General features: G+C 45.6%; 14 protein-coding genes and 1 tRNA gene. 6 read left to right on the top strand and 9 right to left on the bottom strand.

The window, feature by feature from the left end; translation table 11 throughout:
• Positions 1-25 precede the first annotated feature (25 nt).
• Positions 26-298 (top strand): TMEM165/GDT1 family protein, encoded by a 273-nt coding sequence (locus KJ365_RS14365; RefSeq protein ID WP_214452369.1) that lies wholly within the window; start codon positions 26-28, stop codon positions 296-298.
• 56 nt (positions 299-354) lie between these two features.
• Here the strand turns inward: KJ365_RS14365 and KJ365_RS14360 are convergent, their stop codons facing one another.
• From KJ365_RS14360 to KJ365_RS14350, 3 genes are all read right to left on the bottom strand, one after another.
• Positions 355-1,224, bottom strand: coding sequence for a hypothetical protein (locus KJ365_RS14360; RefSeq protein ID WP_214452368.1), 870 nt, complete (start codon positions 1,222-1,224; stop codon positions 355-357).
• A 188-nt stretch (positions 1,225-1,412) separates the two neighbouring features.
• The gene (gene lpxH / locus KJ365_RS14355) at positions 1,413-2,150 is read right to left on the bottom strand and encodes a UDP-2,3-diacylglucosamine diphosphatase (RefSeq protein ID WP_214452367.1); all 738 of its coding nucleotides are present in this window, start codon (positions 2,148-2,150) and stop codon (positions 1,413-1,415) included.
• 61 nt (positions 2,151-2,211) lie between these two features.
• The gene (locus KJ365_RS14350) at positions 2,212-2,706 is read right to left on the bottom strand and encodes a peptidylprolyl isomerase (RefSeq protein ID WP_214452448.1); all 495 of its coding nucleotides are present in this window, start codon (positions 2,704-2,706) and stop codon (positions 2,212-2,214) included.
• 124 nt (positions 2,707-2,830) lie between these two features.
• On the opposite strand from KJ365_RS14350, the gene cysS reads away from it, so the two are divergent.
• Positions 2,831-4,222 carry a cysteine--tRNA ligase gene (cysS, locus tag KJ365_RS14345; protein ID WP_214452366.1) on the top strand — a complete coding sequence of 464 codons (1,392 nt, stop codon included), beginning with the start codon at positions 2,831-2,833 and terminating at the stop codon, positions 4,220-4,222.
• A 24-nt stretch (positions 4,223-4,246) separates the two neighbouring features.
• Here cysS and KJ365_RS14340 read toward each other — a convergent pair whose 3' ends face one another.
• Both KJ365_RS14340 and gloB read right to left on the bottom strand, forming a co-directional pair.
• The gene (locus KJ365_RS14340; protein WP_214452365.1) at positions 4,247-5,875 is read right to left on the bottom strand and encodes a lytic transglycosylase; all 1,629 of its coding nucleotides are present in this window, start codon (positions 5,873-5,875) and stop codon (positions 4,247-4,249) included.
• A gap of 60 nt (positions 5,876-5,935) precedes the next feature.
• On the bottom strand, positions 5,936-6,712 hold the full coding sequence (gene gloB, locus KJ365_RS14335) for a hydroxyacylglutathione hydrolase (RefSeq protein WP_214452364.1): 777 nt from the start codon (positions 6,710-6,712) through the stop codon (positions 5,936-5,938).
• Between the two features lie 169 nt (positions 6,713-6,881).
• Here gloB and KJ365_RS14330 point away from each other — a divergent pair, with 169 nt between their 5' ends.
• Positions 6,882-7,637: a methyltransferase domain-containing protein gene (locus tag KJ365_RS14330; RefSeq protein WP_214452447.1), complete on the top strand. Its 756-nt coding sequence runs from the start codon at positions 6,882-6,884 to the stop codon at positions 7,635-7,637.
• Positions 7,638-7,651: 14 nt separating this feature from the next.
• On the opposite strand, the gene metG is transcribed toward KJ365_RS14330, so the two are convergent.
• Entirely contained in the window at positions 7,652-9,709 is a 2,058-nt protein-coding gene (gene metG / locus KJ365_RS14325) for a methionine--tRNA ligase (RefSeq protein WP_214452363.1), read from the bottom strand.
• Between the two features lie 120 nt (positions 9,710-9,829).
• Here metG and apbC point away from each other — a divergent pair, with 120 nt between their 5' ends.
• Positions 9,830-10,921, top strand: a complete 1,092-nt coding sequence (gene apbC / locus KJ365_RS14320) for an iron-sulfur cluster carrier protein ApbC (RefSeq protein ID WP_214452362.1) — start codon at positions 9,830-9,832, stop codon at positions 10,919-10,921.
• A gap of 163 nt (positions 10,922-11,084) precedes the next feature.
• Complete coding sequence (dcd, locus tag KJ365_RS14315) at positions 11,085-11,681, top strand: dCTP deaminase (protein ID WP_214452361.1); 597 nt, start codon at positions 11,085-11,087, stop codon at positions 11,679-11,681.
• Positions 11,682-11,700: 19 nt separating this feature from the next.
• Here the strand turns inward: dcd and KJ365_RS14310 are convergent, their stop codons facing one another.
• Positions 11,701-12,372 carry a 2OG-Fe(II) oxygenase gene (locus KJ365_RS14310; protein ID WP_214452360.1) on the bottom strand — a complete coding sequence of 224 codons (672 nt, stop codon included), beginning with the start codon at positions 12,370-12,372 and terminating at the stop codon, positions 11,701-11,703.
• 166 nt (positions 12,373-12,538) lie between these two features.
• On the opposite strand from KJ365_RS14310, the gene KJ365_RS14305 reads away from it, so the two are divergent.
• A tRNA-Pro gene (locus KJ365_RS14305) sits at positions 12,539-12,615 on the top strand.
• A 154-nt stretch (positions 12,616-12,769) separates the two neighbouring features.
• On the opposite strand, the gene KJ365_RS14300 is transcribed toward KJ365_RS14305, so the two are convergent.
• Both KJ365_RS14300 and KJ365_RS14295 read right to left on the bottom strand, forming a co-directional pair.
• Positions 12,770-14,089: an MFS transporter gene (locus tag KJ365_RS14300; RefSeq protein WP_214452359.1), complete on the bottom strand. Its 1,320-nt coding sequence runs from the start codon at positions 14,087-14,089 to the stop codon at positions 12,770-12,772.
• A gap of 232 nt (positions 14,090-14,321) precedes the next feature.
• Positions 14,322-14,771, bottom strand: coding sequence for a MarR family winged helix-turn-helix transcriptional regulator (locus tag KJ365_RS14295; RefSeq protein ID WP_214452358.1), 450 nt, complete (start codon positions 14,769-14,771; stop codon positions 14,322-14,324).
• Positions 14,772-15,039 lie beyond the last annotated feature (268 nt).

The raw sequence follows: 15,039 nt of genomic DNA, 5'->3' as shown, positions 1-15,039 counted from the left end.
GAAGTCGTTAAGTAGGGGCAATTAAATGGATTGGAAAATCTTTATCACTGTATTTGCCACCGTGTTTCTTGCTGAGCTCGGTGATAAAACGCAATTAGCGACCATGTTATTTGCAGCAGACAAAGATGTAGGCAAAGTAACGGTGTTTTTAGCAGCAAGCGCAGCACTTATTTTGGCATCCGCTCTTGGCGTGCTAGCAGGCTCATTTATTTCTGATTATATAAACGAAAAGTATTTGCATTATGCTGCTGGCATAGGGTTTATCTCAATAGGCTTGTGGACTTTGTATCATGCCTAACGCACATTACAAGGGTATAGTTAGCACTTGAGTATGATGCTTTTGGTCGCCCATCATTATCGCGTAATACTATGACCGGTGCTCGCTAGTAATTCACCTTCAACCTCAAAGGTAGCGCTAAATTCACCTGCGAACACTTCTTTTCCTCTTCCTAGCGGCATTCTAAAGAGCTGCGCTCGTTTTGACGCAAAGGTGGCTTGCGCTACCACGCGCTCGTTTAGATCATACACTGTGACAACAACCTCAGAGGTTGGCGCCTTACTGAACATTGGCCGCACCAACAATTCCGTTAAGCATACGAGCTCTTCAAATCGCGGTTGTTCGCATTTGCGGCCCGACAAGTAGGCTGATTTTAAGTAAATCGGATTTTCTATGTCTTGTTTAAGTTGGGCGTTTTGTGCTTTTAGTGCCTCAAGTTCTAACGTTAGCCTTTCTTGGTCTTGCGCTTTAGCGTCATCAATCTCACGTCGTAAGTCTTGGTTGGTGGCCTTGAGTTCGGTCAATTCAGCATTGGTTGAGGCGAGCTCTTGGCGGGCAAAGCGCAATTTGGCGGTCGATTCATTACAGTTGCTTACCGGCATGCCGGCAGCGGGCTGGTCAAGCTGAACGGCTTGTTCATTTGCTAACACCACGGCGGCCGTGCGAGCGGCTTCACAGCGCTGAAACTGTCTCCCTCGCACAGAGATTTCGCGCTCAGCGATGTTTAACATCTCTTCGGTTTCGGTGATTTTGCTTTCAACTTGTTCAAGGGCTAATTCCATATCAATCACCGACATTTGCAACTCGTCGCGCTCTTCGAGCAAATTGATAACAAATTGGGTATCGAATACGCCTGCATCACCATCGTCTGACGATTGGTATAATGAAATTAAAACGACGATGTTGAGAATTAATAAAATGATGTATTTTATGCTTCGGTTGAACAAATGAGCGTCCTTTTCAAAAGATCAGCGAGATTGATGTAATGTGTTTATTAAGGAAAGAGTTAACTTAATATTGGCTGAACATTATTGACTATTTTGTTCGTCTTTTAAACAGTAAATTTGAACTTCATTTTGTGTTGCAAGCTTAACAGTTCCTCCAATTGATAGCCAAGGCTTGCCAGCGCAAGGGTTTACTGCGATTGAAAGGGCCTAGTCTCTAAGGCTAAGGTATCAGACTGAGCGCGTAATATTGACCCTTGATCGTACCAGTCACCCAAAACGATACGCTGTCTTGGCTTACCGTCTAACACAAAGTTGTGGATATCAGGGCGGTGAGTATGTCCATGTATGAAGGTGCTGACATCAAACGAGCGCATGGCTTTTTCGACCTCAGATGGCGTGACATCCATAATATCGGCGGTAAGTTGCTTTTGGTTGTTCTGACTGGTTACGCGTCCGCGCTCGGCAATCTTGCGTCGCATGGAAAGTGGCAGGGCTAACATTAAGCGTGGCCACCACCAACCCCGTGCTTTTTTACGAAATTTTTGGTATTCAATGTCTCGCGTGCAAAGTTCATCGCCATGACTTATAAGGGTTCTGCGCCCATACAAGTCTATGACCACTTGTTCGGGCAATAACGTCATGCCAGCGCGTTTTGCAAAGCCTTCTCGAATGGCAAAATCTCGATTGCCATGGATAAAGTACACGGGAATTTTCTTCGACACGTCTGCGATCGTGGCGGCAATTGTGTTACTGAACGGGGTGATGTCATCGTCGCCTATCCATGCTTCAAACAAGTCACCGAGAATGTACAGCGTTTGTGCTTGGGGCGCTTCATGTTGCATAAAGTGAACAAAACACTCTGTAATATCCTCACGCTGCGCGCTTAGGTGCAGATCAGATATAAAATAGGTGAAAGCTTGGCTCATCAATAGTGCTTAATAGGTAAGTATTGGCGCGCATATTATGCGCGCCTTCACAAGCGTGTGCTTATGCTTCAATGCGCGCAGAAGTGATGATCACATCTTCTACAGGCACATCTTGATGGTAACCTGAATTCCCAGTGGCGACGCCTTTGATTTTTTCTACAACGTCCATTCCATCCACTACGTTTGCAAATACACAATAACCATAGCCTTGTGAGTTTGCAGCACTAAAGTCTAAGAAATCATTGTCTTTTACGTTAATAAAAAATTGTGCAGTAGCAGAGTGTGGGTCATTGGTGCGAGCCATAGCGACCGCGCCCACTTTATTGCTCAGTCCATTGTCGGCTTCATTTTCAATTGGCGCACGCGTCGTTTTTTCTTGCATGCCAGGCTCCATGCCGCCACCTTGGATCATGAAGTTGCCGATCACGCGGTGAAAAATTGTGTTGTCGTAAAACCCGTCTTCTACATATTGAATAAAGTTGGCGACGGTTTTTGGCGCGGCCTCTGAGTGAAGTTCAAGTTTAATATCGCCAAAATTTGTTTCTAAAATAACCATAGTCATTCGTTACCTTCTATGTCCTGTGAAATGAATTGCTAAAAAACCGCTCAATGGTAGCCTAAAAGCGTCTGCAGATGCTAGAATTCCCGCAATTTTATGACCATGAGACTGCACACTACGTATGACTGATTTACGCATATACAACACATTGACCCGAAAAAAGGAAACTTTTGTTCCTCTACACGCTAATAAAATCGGGCTATATGTGTGCGGTATCACGGTATATGACCTCTCTCATATGGGGCATGCTCGTACTTATTTGAGCTTTGATATCATAGTGCGTTACTTGCGCCATTTAGGCTTTGACGTGAACTACGTGCGAAACATTACCGACGTAGACGATAAAATCATTAAGCGCGCCATAGAAAATAACGAGACCCTAGAGAGCTTAACCACACGCACCATTGCCATGATGCATGAAGACTTTTCAGCCCTTGGCTTACTCGCGCCAGATATTGAGCCTAAAGTGACCGAGCATATGCCGGAAATCATCGACGTAATTGAGCGCTTATTGGCAAAGAAATATGCCTATGTGTCAGATGCCGGGGACGTGTTGTTTGACGTCAGCGCGTTTGAGCAATATGGCAAGCTATCAAAGCAAGATTTATCGCAATTAGAGGCGGGCATTCGCGTACAAACGACGTCTGATAAAGATGACCCTCTAGACTTCGTGCTCTGGAAAGCCGCAAAGGCGGGTGAGCCAAGCTGGCCATCCCCCTGGGGAGACGGTCGTCCTGGTTGGCATATCGAATGTTCGGCGATGAATCATAAGCATTTGGGTGATCACTTTGATATTCACGGCGGTGGTTCTGATCTTATTTTTCCTCATCACGAAAACGAAGTGGCTCAGTCATGCTGCGCGTTCGACACGCCCTATGTAAATACATGGATGCATACAGGTATGGTGCAGGTCGATAATGAAAAAATGTCAAAGTCGTTGGGTAACTTCTTCACCTTGCGCGACGTGCTTGCAAAACACGACCCGCAAACGCTGCGCTTTTTCTTAATGTCGGCGCACTATCGCTCGCAACTGAGTTACTCGCAAGATAACATCAATCAAGCGCGTGCCGGTTTAGAGCGTTTATATACTGCACTGCGCGATGTTGAGCCGGATATGGACGTAGATTTAGCTCATGGCGGTTATTTAGCACGCTTTGAAACCGCCATGAATGACGATTTTAATATGCCCGTAGCATTTTCAGTGCTCTTTGATGTTGCAAAAGAGTTGAACAAGCATAGCGCGCAAAGCGATGAGGCGAAAAAGCTTGCTGGCGTATTGAAAAAGCTCGGTGGTATTCTAGGTATACTGCAAAGCGACCCACAGGCATTTTTGCAAGGGAATACACAGGCCGATGACGGTTTCGCCGAGCAAGTTGAAGCGTTGATTGTAAAGCGTAATCAAGCTCGCCAAGATAAGAATTGGGCGGCGGCTGATGCAGCACGAGATGAACTCAACACCCTAGGTGTGTTGCTTGAAGACGGTGCGTCAGGTACAACGTGGCGCAAAGCTTAGGCCACTTTGCGCCGCTGTTTTGGACTAACTCTTGGTTAAATCGATGGTCAGTCGTAAGCGCTGACCAGGTTGTAAATACTTCTGACGGTTGAGCGTGTTCCAGCGCACAATATCATTAATACTCACATTGAATTTGCTCGCAATACGCGACAACGAGTCACCGTTTCTTACTCGATAAGTAATGGTGCGCGTTTTGTCGGTGGTGACTGTTGGCATGTCGGTATAAATCGCAAGCTGCGCGCCAATTTGCAGCGTGGTCCTGCTAGTAATGTTATTCCAACGAGTTAAATCGCGCACGCTGACATTGTGCATTTGCGCAATTTCTGAAAGCGTATCGCCGCTAGCAATCGTGTGGGTGGTTTTTTGTTGGCCAGCGTTTGTGACGGTGCGCGCCATTTGTGGATGGTTTAACATACTCGCTTCAGCGTCTGTGGTCGCAACAGGCACTAACAAATAATCGCCAATGTATATGGTGTTGCTGTCCATATCGTTTACGCGTTTTATCACTGAAATAGAGGTGCGATATTGCTGCGCGATTTCGCCTATGCTGTCGCCCGATTGCACTTTATGCCGCGCCCAATTGATACGGTCTTGTTTTGGCGTATTGGCAAGGGCTAACGAAAAAGGCTCTGCTCTATCAATAGGTAAGACCAATTGGTGCGGGCCGTCTGGATCAGTTGCCCAGTGATTAAAACCAGGGTTGAGCGCTTTAAGTTCTTTGAGGGTTAAAGAGGCCATATCTGCGGCCATCGCTAAATCGAGTTGTGATTCAATCTCAACGACCTCAATCACCGGTGCGTTATTGATGGTCGGCCAATTAAAGTTGTATTTTTCGGCGTTTTGTAGGATGTCGACCAAGGCCAATAGTTTAGGGACATAGGCGCGGGTTTCGCGCGGTAAATCTAAAGACCAAAAGTCGGTGCTTTTGCCTGCACGCTTGTTTTTGCGAATGGCTCGCTGTACGCGTCCTTCACCACTGTTATAGGCAGCGAGTGCATGCATCCAGTTGCCGTCAAACATTTCATGCAAATACTTAAGGTAGTCGATTGCCCCTTGTGTAGACGCAATCACATCCCGTCGTCCGTCATACCACCATGTTTGTTTCATGCCGAAGCGTTTACCGGTGGATGAAATAAATTGCCACATGCCAGAGGCTCTGCCGTGAGAGTAGGCTAGCGGATCAAAGGCACTTTCAACGATGGGTAATAAGGCAATATCTAGGGGAATATTTTGGGCTTCTAATTGTTCAACAATAAAATATAAAAAGGGCCTAGCGCGATTGGAAACCCGTTGCATATAATCGGGGTGGCGCAAAAACCAGCGTTTTTGGGCGTCTAATCTTGGCTCGTTAACGGGGATGTCAAATTCTAAGTTGCTACCAATATATTGCCATACGTCGCTATAAGTTGCTTCAACCGGCTCAACGGGTTCGGGTAAGGGCACGTCAACAGGCTCTGACAGCGGATGGATAAGCTGAGCGACGCCTTCCTGTGCTTGGTCGCATGCTGGGATATCGTGGGTATCAGATTGTGGCTCACCTGCCTCACATTTGGCAGTCAGGTCGACGCTTTGTGTTAACGGCTCTTGCACGTCCTCAGTGAGCTTGCAGCCATTTAACACAAGCAGGCTACAGGCTAATAATAAGTACTTCATAAATCCTAATTACTGTGGTTGATGCGAAACGTGCGTGATTGTACGCGATCCTCCGCTGATTTAAAAATTGTCCTTTGCTGCCCGAATAGCAGCAAAGGTATCGACCGCATTATTCAGCGTTTGTTGCAATTTATTGGACATGTTTGTTTGAAAGGTATTGTCGTGACAAAGCAAGAATGGATTGATGCTACGCTGCTGCTCAATACTCGACGGTAGTGTAATCAAATTCTGCTCGCGCTGAGTGACTGCCCAATCTTCATAATCAGCGAGGGCTTGATCCTCTGGCAATAAATGCCGAGCGAACTTCACGTTTGCTAGTGTGTATTCATGGGTACAGTAAACACTCAACTCGCCAGGGAGCTTAGCTAGCTTGTCTAGTGAGGACAAAAACACTTCTGGTGTGCCTTCAAACATGCGTCCACACCCTGCTGAAAATAGAGTATCGCCACAGAACAACCATTGCTCATTATAAAAAACAATATGATCGAGAGTATGGCCTGGGGTTTCTAATATCGATAACCTTACTTGGTTTGATAAGACAGTAACGGTATCGCCTTCTTTCACCTTTTCGGTCAGCCCGCTTATCTTAGGATTATGCGGCCCAATCACCGTTAAGTTTTTAATCTCTTCTGAGAGTTTAGCTATGCCGCCTGTGTGGTCGTAATGATGATGGGTAATTAAGACCTCAACCAACTGCAGGTTATGTTGTGTCAGAAAATCTAGTACCGGCTCTGCATCGCCCGGGTCGACCACTACTGCGCTGCGTTCATCGTGAATACACCAGATGTAATTATCAGTAAATGCCTTGATAGGCGTGACCTTGAGCGTCTGTAACATGGTGCCTCTGTGTAAAGTGAGTATAAATTACGCCAACAATGTTAACCTTTTCATGGTTATGTTGTCATATCAAATCTATACGCCATTTTGGCGAAAAGAGTTGACCTTTGCGCCCGTTAAGCTAAGTTGAGGATATATGATGAAGTGTTGTACAAAAGGTGCCTAATTGATGTGGATGCGTGAAGCAAAAATTCCGCAAAGGCCAGATTATCCAGACCATTGGGCCATGTTGAGCCAAGGAACAAATGTGCAGCAGGAGCTTGAAAAAGCCCTTGAGCCTATTCTTGAGCGTATTTTTGGATACTACTTAGTCAAGCTCGGCAATCTGAGCTCTGAATTGACCACCACAGCATGCCCGATAAGGCATCAGTTCAACCTATCGCAAACCACCATCGAGCAATCTAGCGTGAATGCTAAATCATGTGAGTTACCGCTGCAAAACAACAGTGTAGACGCATTTTTACTGGCCGCAGAGCTAGATTTTGCCAAAGACCCTCACCAAATTATTCGAGAAATTGACCGTGCTATTACCGCTAACGGTCATGTCGTCATAGCCGGCTTTAATCCATTGAGTTTGGCTGGCATTATCAAGTACCTGCCGATTAATCGTAAAAATATGCTACATAAAGGACGTTTTTTTACCGCGGCCCGCATCAAAGATTGGTTGCAGTTGTTAGATTTTGAAATAGTGCAGCAAGACCAAGTGATATATTCAGCATTGTTTATGCGTTCAAGCTTGAATCAAGGCAGTCGTGTGCAAGGGTGGTGCAAGCGATTTTTACCGTGGTTTTCATCCATGTACGTGATTGTGGCACGTAAGCGCGAAATACCGCTTTCGCCCATTAAACCTAAGTGGAAGTTAAATCCCAAATTTGCATCGAGTGCGGCCGGTATCAGCATGCGCTCAAACAACCGGCCGGTGTAGATGACGCGTTAAGCTTACTTAACGCGCATGCCAGGTACTGCGCCATCATCAGGATTTAAAATATATAAATCACTGCCGCCGGGGCCTGCGGCTAATACCATGCCTTCTGACATGCCAAAACGCATTTTACGCGGCGCTAGGTTAGCCACCATTACGGTATGTTTACCAATTAAATCGGCTGGGTCATAGGCAGATTTGATGCCTGCGAATACTTGTCGGGTTTCGCCGCCTAGATCTAGCTCTAAACGAAGCAGCTTATCAGCCTTTTCCACCGACTCTGCATGCACGATTTTAACCACGCGTAAATCGACTTTGGCAAAGTCATCGAACTCAATGGTTTCGCTAATGGGGTCGCTTGCAAGCGGGGAGGCATTATCAGTATGTGGTGCATCTAGAGCCTGCGGCGCCTTGCTTGGTGTTTCTTTCAAATTTTCTTTACTCGCTTCTACCATCGCTTCAATCTTCTCGACGTCTACGCGCGATATCATCGCCTTAAACTTATTAATTTCATGGCCAAGCTTAATATCTTGCGCACCTGCCCATGTAAAGTCATCGTTGAGGAAGGCCTGGGCCTGTTCAGAAAGCTTTGGTAGGACCGGCGTTAAGTAAATCATCAGGATGCGGAACAAGTGAATGCCCATAGAACATACGTCGTGGGTAAAGGCTTGTTTGTCGGCATCTTTAATGGTCACCCAAGGCGCTTGTGCATCAATATATTGGTTTGCTCTGTCTGCTAGCCCCATAATTTCCCGAATGGCCTTATGGTAATGACGGTCTTCAAAACAATAGGCAATTTCATCTTCGGCTTTTTGAAAGGCCTTGAGTAGCTCTGGGTTTTCAATGTTGTCAGATAGCTTACCGTCAAATTTCTTGGTAATAAAACCGGCGCAGCGTGAGGCAATATTCACTACTTTGCCCACCAAGTCGGCGTTTACTTTTTGGGCAAGGTCGGGCAGGTTCAAATCAATATCTGCGACGCTGTCGTTGAGTTTACTTGCATAGTAATAGCGCAAATACTCTGGATTTAAGTGATCAAGATAGGTACGCGCCTTGATGAACGTGCCTCTAGACTTTGACATTTTTGCGCCATTAACCGTTACAAAGCCATGTATGTTTACCGCAGTTGGTTTTCTAAAACCAGCACCTTCGAGCATGGCAGGCCAAAACAAGCAATGGAAGTAGCTAATGTCTTTACCAATGAAGTGGTATAACTCTGAGTCGTTACCGGTGTTCCAGAAAAAGTCGCCGTCAATGCCGTTGGTATCGCAATAGTTTTTAAAACTAGCCATGTAGCCAACCGGTGCATCAACCCAGACATAAAAAAACTTGTTGGGCGCGCCAGGAATTTCAAAGCCAAAATAAGGCGCATCGCGACTGATATCCCATTGCTGCAAGCCTTGTTCAAACCACTCGTTGAACTTATTGGCCATTTCTTTTTGTACTACGCCTGAGTTAATCCAGGTTTTGAGCATGCCTTCAAACTGCGGGAGGTCAAAAAAGTAATGTTCTGATTCTTTCATCACCGGTTCTGCGCCCGATACTACTGAACGCGGGTTTTTCAGTTCAGTAGGTGAGTAGGTGGCACCACAAACGTCACAGCTATCGCCGTTTTGATCTTCTGCGCCGCATTTAGGGCAAGTGCCTTTTACAAAGCGGTCGGGTAAAAACATTTGTTTTTCTGGGTCGTACAGCTGATTGATGGCACGCTTAGAAATGTAGCCTTTTTCGTCGAGGCGTTTGTAAATCAGTTCACAAAGTTCCTTGTTTTCTTGGGAATGCGTCACATAATAGTTATTATATTCCACATAGAAATCGAGTAGGTCTTGGTGGTGTTCCGCGCGGGTTTTTGCGACCATTTCTTCTGGCGTAATGCCTAGCTCTTGAGCCTTTAACATCACCGGTGTACCGTGTGCATCGTCGGCACATACGCTGTAGCATACGTTGCCGCGCAGGCGCTGAAAACGCACCCAAATGTCGGTTTGAATATGTTCTAGCAAATGGCCTAAGTGAATTGAACCATTGGCGTAGGGCAGAGCACTGGTCACCAAAATACGGCGCTGACGTTGTGACATGTAGAGCGGAACCTTTGTTTATTGATTGAAATAACTGGGCGAGGATGTTAGCCCAAACCAGTTATTTTTGCACCCGCAAATCGTCGTTTAAGGCGATAATTGCATTATTTTAGGAGTGTTATGTTCTTTCGTTCAAAAAAACTAAGCAATGACGACAAACGCCTTGCTGATATAGCCGCAGCGGTAGCCATCTTTTTTGAGCTAAAAGACGCTTCGGGTATTGTTGTCCTGTTGCTAAACGACGCGCATTACACGGTTAAGTTGCCATTTGTTTGTGCGTCGCTTCATGATGACTTGAAAGCGCATTTGGCAGAGCAAGCTGGGTTTGCTGATTTACAGTTTACTATTGAGCACAACGTACCAATCTACGCCAGCAAAGTAGAGCACTTAAGCAACGTAAAAAACATCATCGCGATATCATCGGGTAAGGGCGGGGTCGGTAAATCAGCCACCGCGGTCAATCTTGCCCTTGGGTTAAAAGCTCAAGGCGCCAGAGTGGGTATTTTAGATGCTGATATTTATGGCCCGTCTGTGCCGCTTATGCTTGGCACGGCGGGTGAATCGCCACAAAGCCCCGATAACAAACACATGTTCCCTATCAATGCCCTTGGTCTAGCCTCAAACTCTATTGGCTACTTGGTCAAAAACGACCATGCTTCTATTTGGCGCGGACCCATGGCAAGCAAGGCGCTATCGCAGTTAGCAAAAGAAACCCGCTGGCCGCTGCTCGATTATTTAATTGTAGATATGCCGCCGGGCACAGGCGATATTCAACTGACCATGGCGCAGCAATTACCTCTAACCGCGTCGGTGATTGTGACCACGCCGCAAGATATTGCGCTGTCGGATGCTGAAAAAGGCATAGCCATGTACAACAAGCTCGAGCTGCCCGTGTTGGGTATGGTTGAAAATATGAGCTACTTTGAGTGCCCAGAGTGTCATCATCAAACACCAATATTTTCCAGTCATGGAGCGCATCGACTATCCGAAAAATATGCGCTGCCGATGTTGGCTGAAGTGCCTCTTAATACTGTTATAAGAGAATATGCAGATAGCGGAAAGTCGTTAATTGATGAACAACCCGAGCATGCAATTTCGAAGATATACAAACAAGCTGCTTTGCGACTATCTATGCAAATTAGTACGCAGTTAAGTGTATCTGAGACGGCACAAGCGCTTGCCAATAAAATAGAAGTGACGCGCCTAGATTAAGTGCAAATGCGGATAAATACCTAAGTTGCCGCAAAATCAATACTAAAGGCTTGTCATTAGCGGTTGCGCAGCGCACAAAGAGTGAGCATAATCCGCGCAGAGCTTTATATTACACAAGCAAAAAACACCCAAACCATTAGCTGTAAACGAGGAATACGCCTACATGCGATTATGTGATACGGATATTATTAAGTATCTAGAAGAAGGGGCTATTGCCATTGATCCGGCGCCGGTATCAGAGCAAATTAGCGGCGTTACCGTAGATGTTCGTCTAGGCAATAAATTTAGAGTATTTCAAGCGCACGCCGCTCCTTATATTGACTTAAGTGGTCCTAAAGCTGAAGTGCAAGCAGCACTAGATCGCGTCATGAGCGATGAAATTGCGATAGGTGATGATGAGTCTTTCTACCTGCACCCAGGTGAGCTTGCGATTGCGGTGACCCATGAGTCAATTAGCCTGCCTAACAACATTGTTGGTTGGTTAGATGGCCGTTCGTCGTTAGCGCGCCTAGGTTTGATGGTGCATGTGACCGCGCATCGCATTGACCCAGGTTGGTCGGGAAAGATTGTGCTGGAGTTCTTTAACTCAGGTAAGCTACCTTTAGCCCTTAAACCGGGCATGAAGATTGGTGCTATTAGCTTTGAAATGCTCAGCGGCCCAGCTCAGCGACCTTACAATGCCCGTGAAGATGCTAAATATCGCAATCAAGACGGCGCAATCGCCAGCCGCATTAGTGGAGATGATCCCCACAACGGCTAGTTGATGCAGACCGGCCTGCCTATTGAGGCGGGTCTGCCCGCTCGCCAGTGCTAGTATTTACCCGAAACCAACCTGCTACCGAGTAGCGATCGGTGTGTGTGGGTAGCACTTCGTGTTCAAACTCTTCGCTTAAAAAAACCGCCAAAGTGCCATATTCTGGGTTCACTCGAATACCCTGTTTATCAGCGCTATTTTCATAAATCACCAGCTCACCACCGTCGCCTTGTTGCCACTGTGGGTTGAGATATAACACCAGAGATAGTACGCGGTTGGCTTCACCTTTGAAGGCGTCGATGTGGCGTTTATAAAAGTTTCCTTTGCCGTAGTGCGCAAAATGACTCTCAAATGAAAATAAACCTAAAAACAAGCGCCGATTCAGATAGCTTTGCAGCGCTTGCGTCCACTGTAACCACTTTATACCAGCAGGGCTCTCGCCATTAATCCACGCGATTTCGTCGCGTCGCACATCTTCATTAAGCTGGTTGGTTTGCTGGCGGCCGATAGAGGCGTCAGAAAACTTCGTGCTAGGCATATTTGTAATGTGATGATGAAGAATATCAGCAATGTCTAACTCAAGCGCCTTGTGCTGAATGCTAAAGCCGCGCACAAGTAAATCGTTCGCGATGGATTCAAATAAACTGTCTGAAGGTGAGTGGCCAGAGCCAGTTTTAAGTTTGGTTGATAGTTTCACGGTAAGTTTCGCAAATTTTTTAAGCTATTTACGCTAATTTGATAGATTGCACAATCTAAATATCATCTTCTTGATAATTTTTAAGCAACCACGACAATCACAGGTGAATTTTGTGGATAAAACAGTGGCAATACGCTAAAGAATCAATATAATGCCCAACTTCGGTCGGTGTGTGGCGCAGCTTGGTAGCGCACTGTCATGGGGTGTCAGGGGTCGGAGGTTCAAATCCTCTCACACCGACCAATTCTACTGCACCCCAAATCGCAACACCCTAAATCCTTAAGCCTTTTTCAAATACTTTCACACCCTTACATCGCATTTTCGTATATCAGTTTAAAACAATGACAGGTTCACAGAGTAAATGTTCATTCGGTACTGGTGTGCCTGAACACAAGGTTTACAGCGCTTTTCTCGCGTTTGTCTCGCTCGCTCTATCGTCGGGTTCGCTGCGGCGTTCTTCAGGCGGTTCGAGTGACTCTTCTGACTCAGGGTGCATTGCCAAGACATTTTGTGAGGTACGTACCATTGCCACATATTGGCTTTCGTGATCTTCAGGGCGCTCTATAATCCGTGAACGCATCAACTGCAAGGCTAACAGCGTGCTAAAGACAACAAGCACGACTAAGTAATAAACCGGCAATGCGCTGACCCCTAAGTATTCTAAAAATAAGCCAGCTAAAGCAGGGCCAACAAATGAACCTAAACCGTATACCATGAGCAGAGAACTAGAGCCCGCCACGAGGAGGTCTTTATGAATACGGTCAACCAGGTGCACCACAGAGATGGGATATACGGCTAAAACTAACCCGCAGAACAAGGCCGATATGGCCGTGATCAGCCAGCGTTCAGAAGCAAAATAAATGGCACAAATAGCCATTGCCAGCGACAGCACAGCGCCAATCAAAAGTGCAAGCAAGATAATTTTTCGTCTGTCGGCATTGTCTGACCAGCGTCCCACAGGATATTGAATACACGCTCCGCCCAAAATACTTAAAGAGATAAATGCCGCCAGCTCTTGCTCGGTAAAATCCAAACTATTTGCAAAAAGTGGCGTTAGACCCCAAAAAGGGCCCATGATTAAGCCTGATACTAAACACCCAATAACGGCAACAGGGGCAGCATCAAATACTTTACGCACACTTAGAGATGGCATATCAACAGCAATATGAGGCTGCTGAAGGCGTGTCCAAGAAACCGGCATGACGGCAATGGTAATTAAGAAGCTCGCAATAATGAACAGACTTGATCCGCTGGTGCTGTCAACTAATAAAAGTTGTTGTGATAGCGCAATCGACATCAAGTTGACTAAAGTATAAACAGAAAATACGCGCCCGCGATAAGCTTCTTGCGTTTGTCCGTTTAACCAGCTTTCAACCACGGTATAGACAACAAATACGGCGAAGCCGGTCAGAAAGCGAATGATAAGCCATGCGTATGGGTCGATAATGAGCACATACGCTAAAACACAGGCGCCTAAAAGCGCAGTACAAAAGGTAAAGCAGCGGATATGCCCAATCCGCTTTATCATTTTAGCGGCTACGAGGGTCGCTACGAGGGCGCCTAAAAAATAAATAGAGGTAAGTAAGCCTAAATACTTACCTGAAAACCCTTCCTCTAAGCCGCGCAATGCTAACAATGTGCTCAGTAAGCTGTTGCCCAACAGTAGAAGGAAAATGGCAAGAAACAGCGACATGATTGAAGCGAGGATTGAGCGCAATGGTTTTCCAAGACTGACGTGAGTAAATATGCAATGAGACAAGTATAGCGTTAATTTCCATCGAATAGTATGAAAGGGTAAAGACGACCATTCGATACACCAAGCAAGGCGTGAGCGTAGCTCCTACACTGCAGATTAAGGCTCAATAAAACCTAAAATGTTTGATTCATGCAATCCATTGTGCAACATAATGCGAATACACTTTCATCAATGTCATTATGGCGCAGAGCCACTAAGCATTAGCCGTTAACCACTTATTCAATAGCCCGTTAAGTCCCTTGCAATCCTCTTCAGTTAAAGGCGCAATTAACTGTTCAATTTGCTCATTGTGCGTTTTGACAACCTCGGTGATGAGGGTCAACCCTTTCTTTTTAATTTTAATACTCTTTACCCGTTTATCATTTTTATCTTTGACTCTGCGTACGTAGTCTTTTTCTACAAGCTTATCGACCCGAGTGGTGAGGCTGCCGCTGGTAATGCCGGTAATTTTCATCAATTGCGTGGGTTTGAGTTGATGTGTTGGTTCTACAAGTAAAGCATAGAGTATTTCAAAACTTGACTTTTTTAACTCATATTTCAAAAGATCTTTGGTGCGATTTGAGGAGAGCTTTCTGCTGATTTTATCTAAGTTAATCAGAAGCTTCTCAGCCTCAACAGGCCCATTTTCAAGTAATTTCGACATTATGACTTCTCAATGTACCTTGATATCAAGATATATTTGTTGTAGTGTAACGAACATCCATGCTACGTGAGGTACGTAAAAATGGCATTAATAAATTCAGACGTTAAACATAATGTATTGCAGTTTTTTGACAACACAAAAGTTTTAGCACTATTGAGAGTGGCTTTAGGCTGCGTTTTGATACTGGCTTTAGTGCTAAAATTTATGTGGTTGTACAATTATTTGTAAGGAGAAGGTGAAAACAATGAAACTTTCTAAACTATTTAAG

Source organism: Glaciecola sp. XM2 (assembly GCF_018595715.1).
Taxonomy (GTDB): domain Bacteria; phylum Pseudomonadota; class Gammaproteobacteria; order Enterobacterales; family Alteromonadaceae; genus Glaciecola.
Note: the sequence above shows the minus strand (reverse complement) of the source record. Positions and strands in the feature narration are given on the sequence as shown.

Coding starts and splice junctions, on each gene's coding strand:
- metG (WP_214452363.1), bottom strand. CDS start 9,709: ATGTCACAACGTCAGCGCCGTATTTTGGTGACCAGTGCTCTGCCCTAC.
- lpxH (WP_214452367.1), bottom strand. CDS start 2,150: ATGAGCCAAGCTTTCACCTATTTTATATCTGATCTGCACCTAAGCGCG.
- KJ365_RS14330 (WP_214452447.1), top strand. CDS start 6,882: ATGTGGATGCGTGAAGCAAAAATTCCGCAAAGGCCAGATTATCCAGAC.
- KJ365_RS14350 (WP_214452448.1), bottom strand. CDS start 2,706: ATGGTTATTTTAGAAACAAATTTTGGCGATATTAAACTTGAACTTCAC.
- KJ365_RS14340 (WP_214452365.1), bottom strand. CDS start 5,875: ATGAAGTACTTATTATTAGCCTGTAGCCTGCTTGTGTTAAATGGCTGC.
- apbC (WP_214452362.1), top strand. CDS start 9,830: ATGTTCTTTCGTTCAAAAAAACTAAGCAATGACGACAAACGCCTTGCT.
- gloB (WP_214452364.1), bottom strand. CDS start 6,712: ATGTTACAGACGCTCAAGGTCACGCCTATCAAGGCATTTACTGATAAT.
- KJ365_RS14295 (WP_214452358.1), bottom strand. CDS start 14,771: ATGTCGAAATTACTTGAAAATGGGCCTGTTGAGGCTGAGAAGCTTCTG.
- KJ365_RS14365 (WP_214452369.1), top strand. CDS start 26: ATGGATTGGAAAATCTTTATCACTGTATTTGCCACCGTGTTTCTTGCT.
- dcd (WP_214452361.1), top strand. CDS start 11,085: ATGCGATTATGTGATACGGATATTATTAAGTATCTAGAAGAAGGGGCT.
- cysS (WP_214452366.1), top strand. CDS start 2,831: ATGACTGATTTACGCATATACAACACATTGACCCGAAAAAAGGAAACT.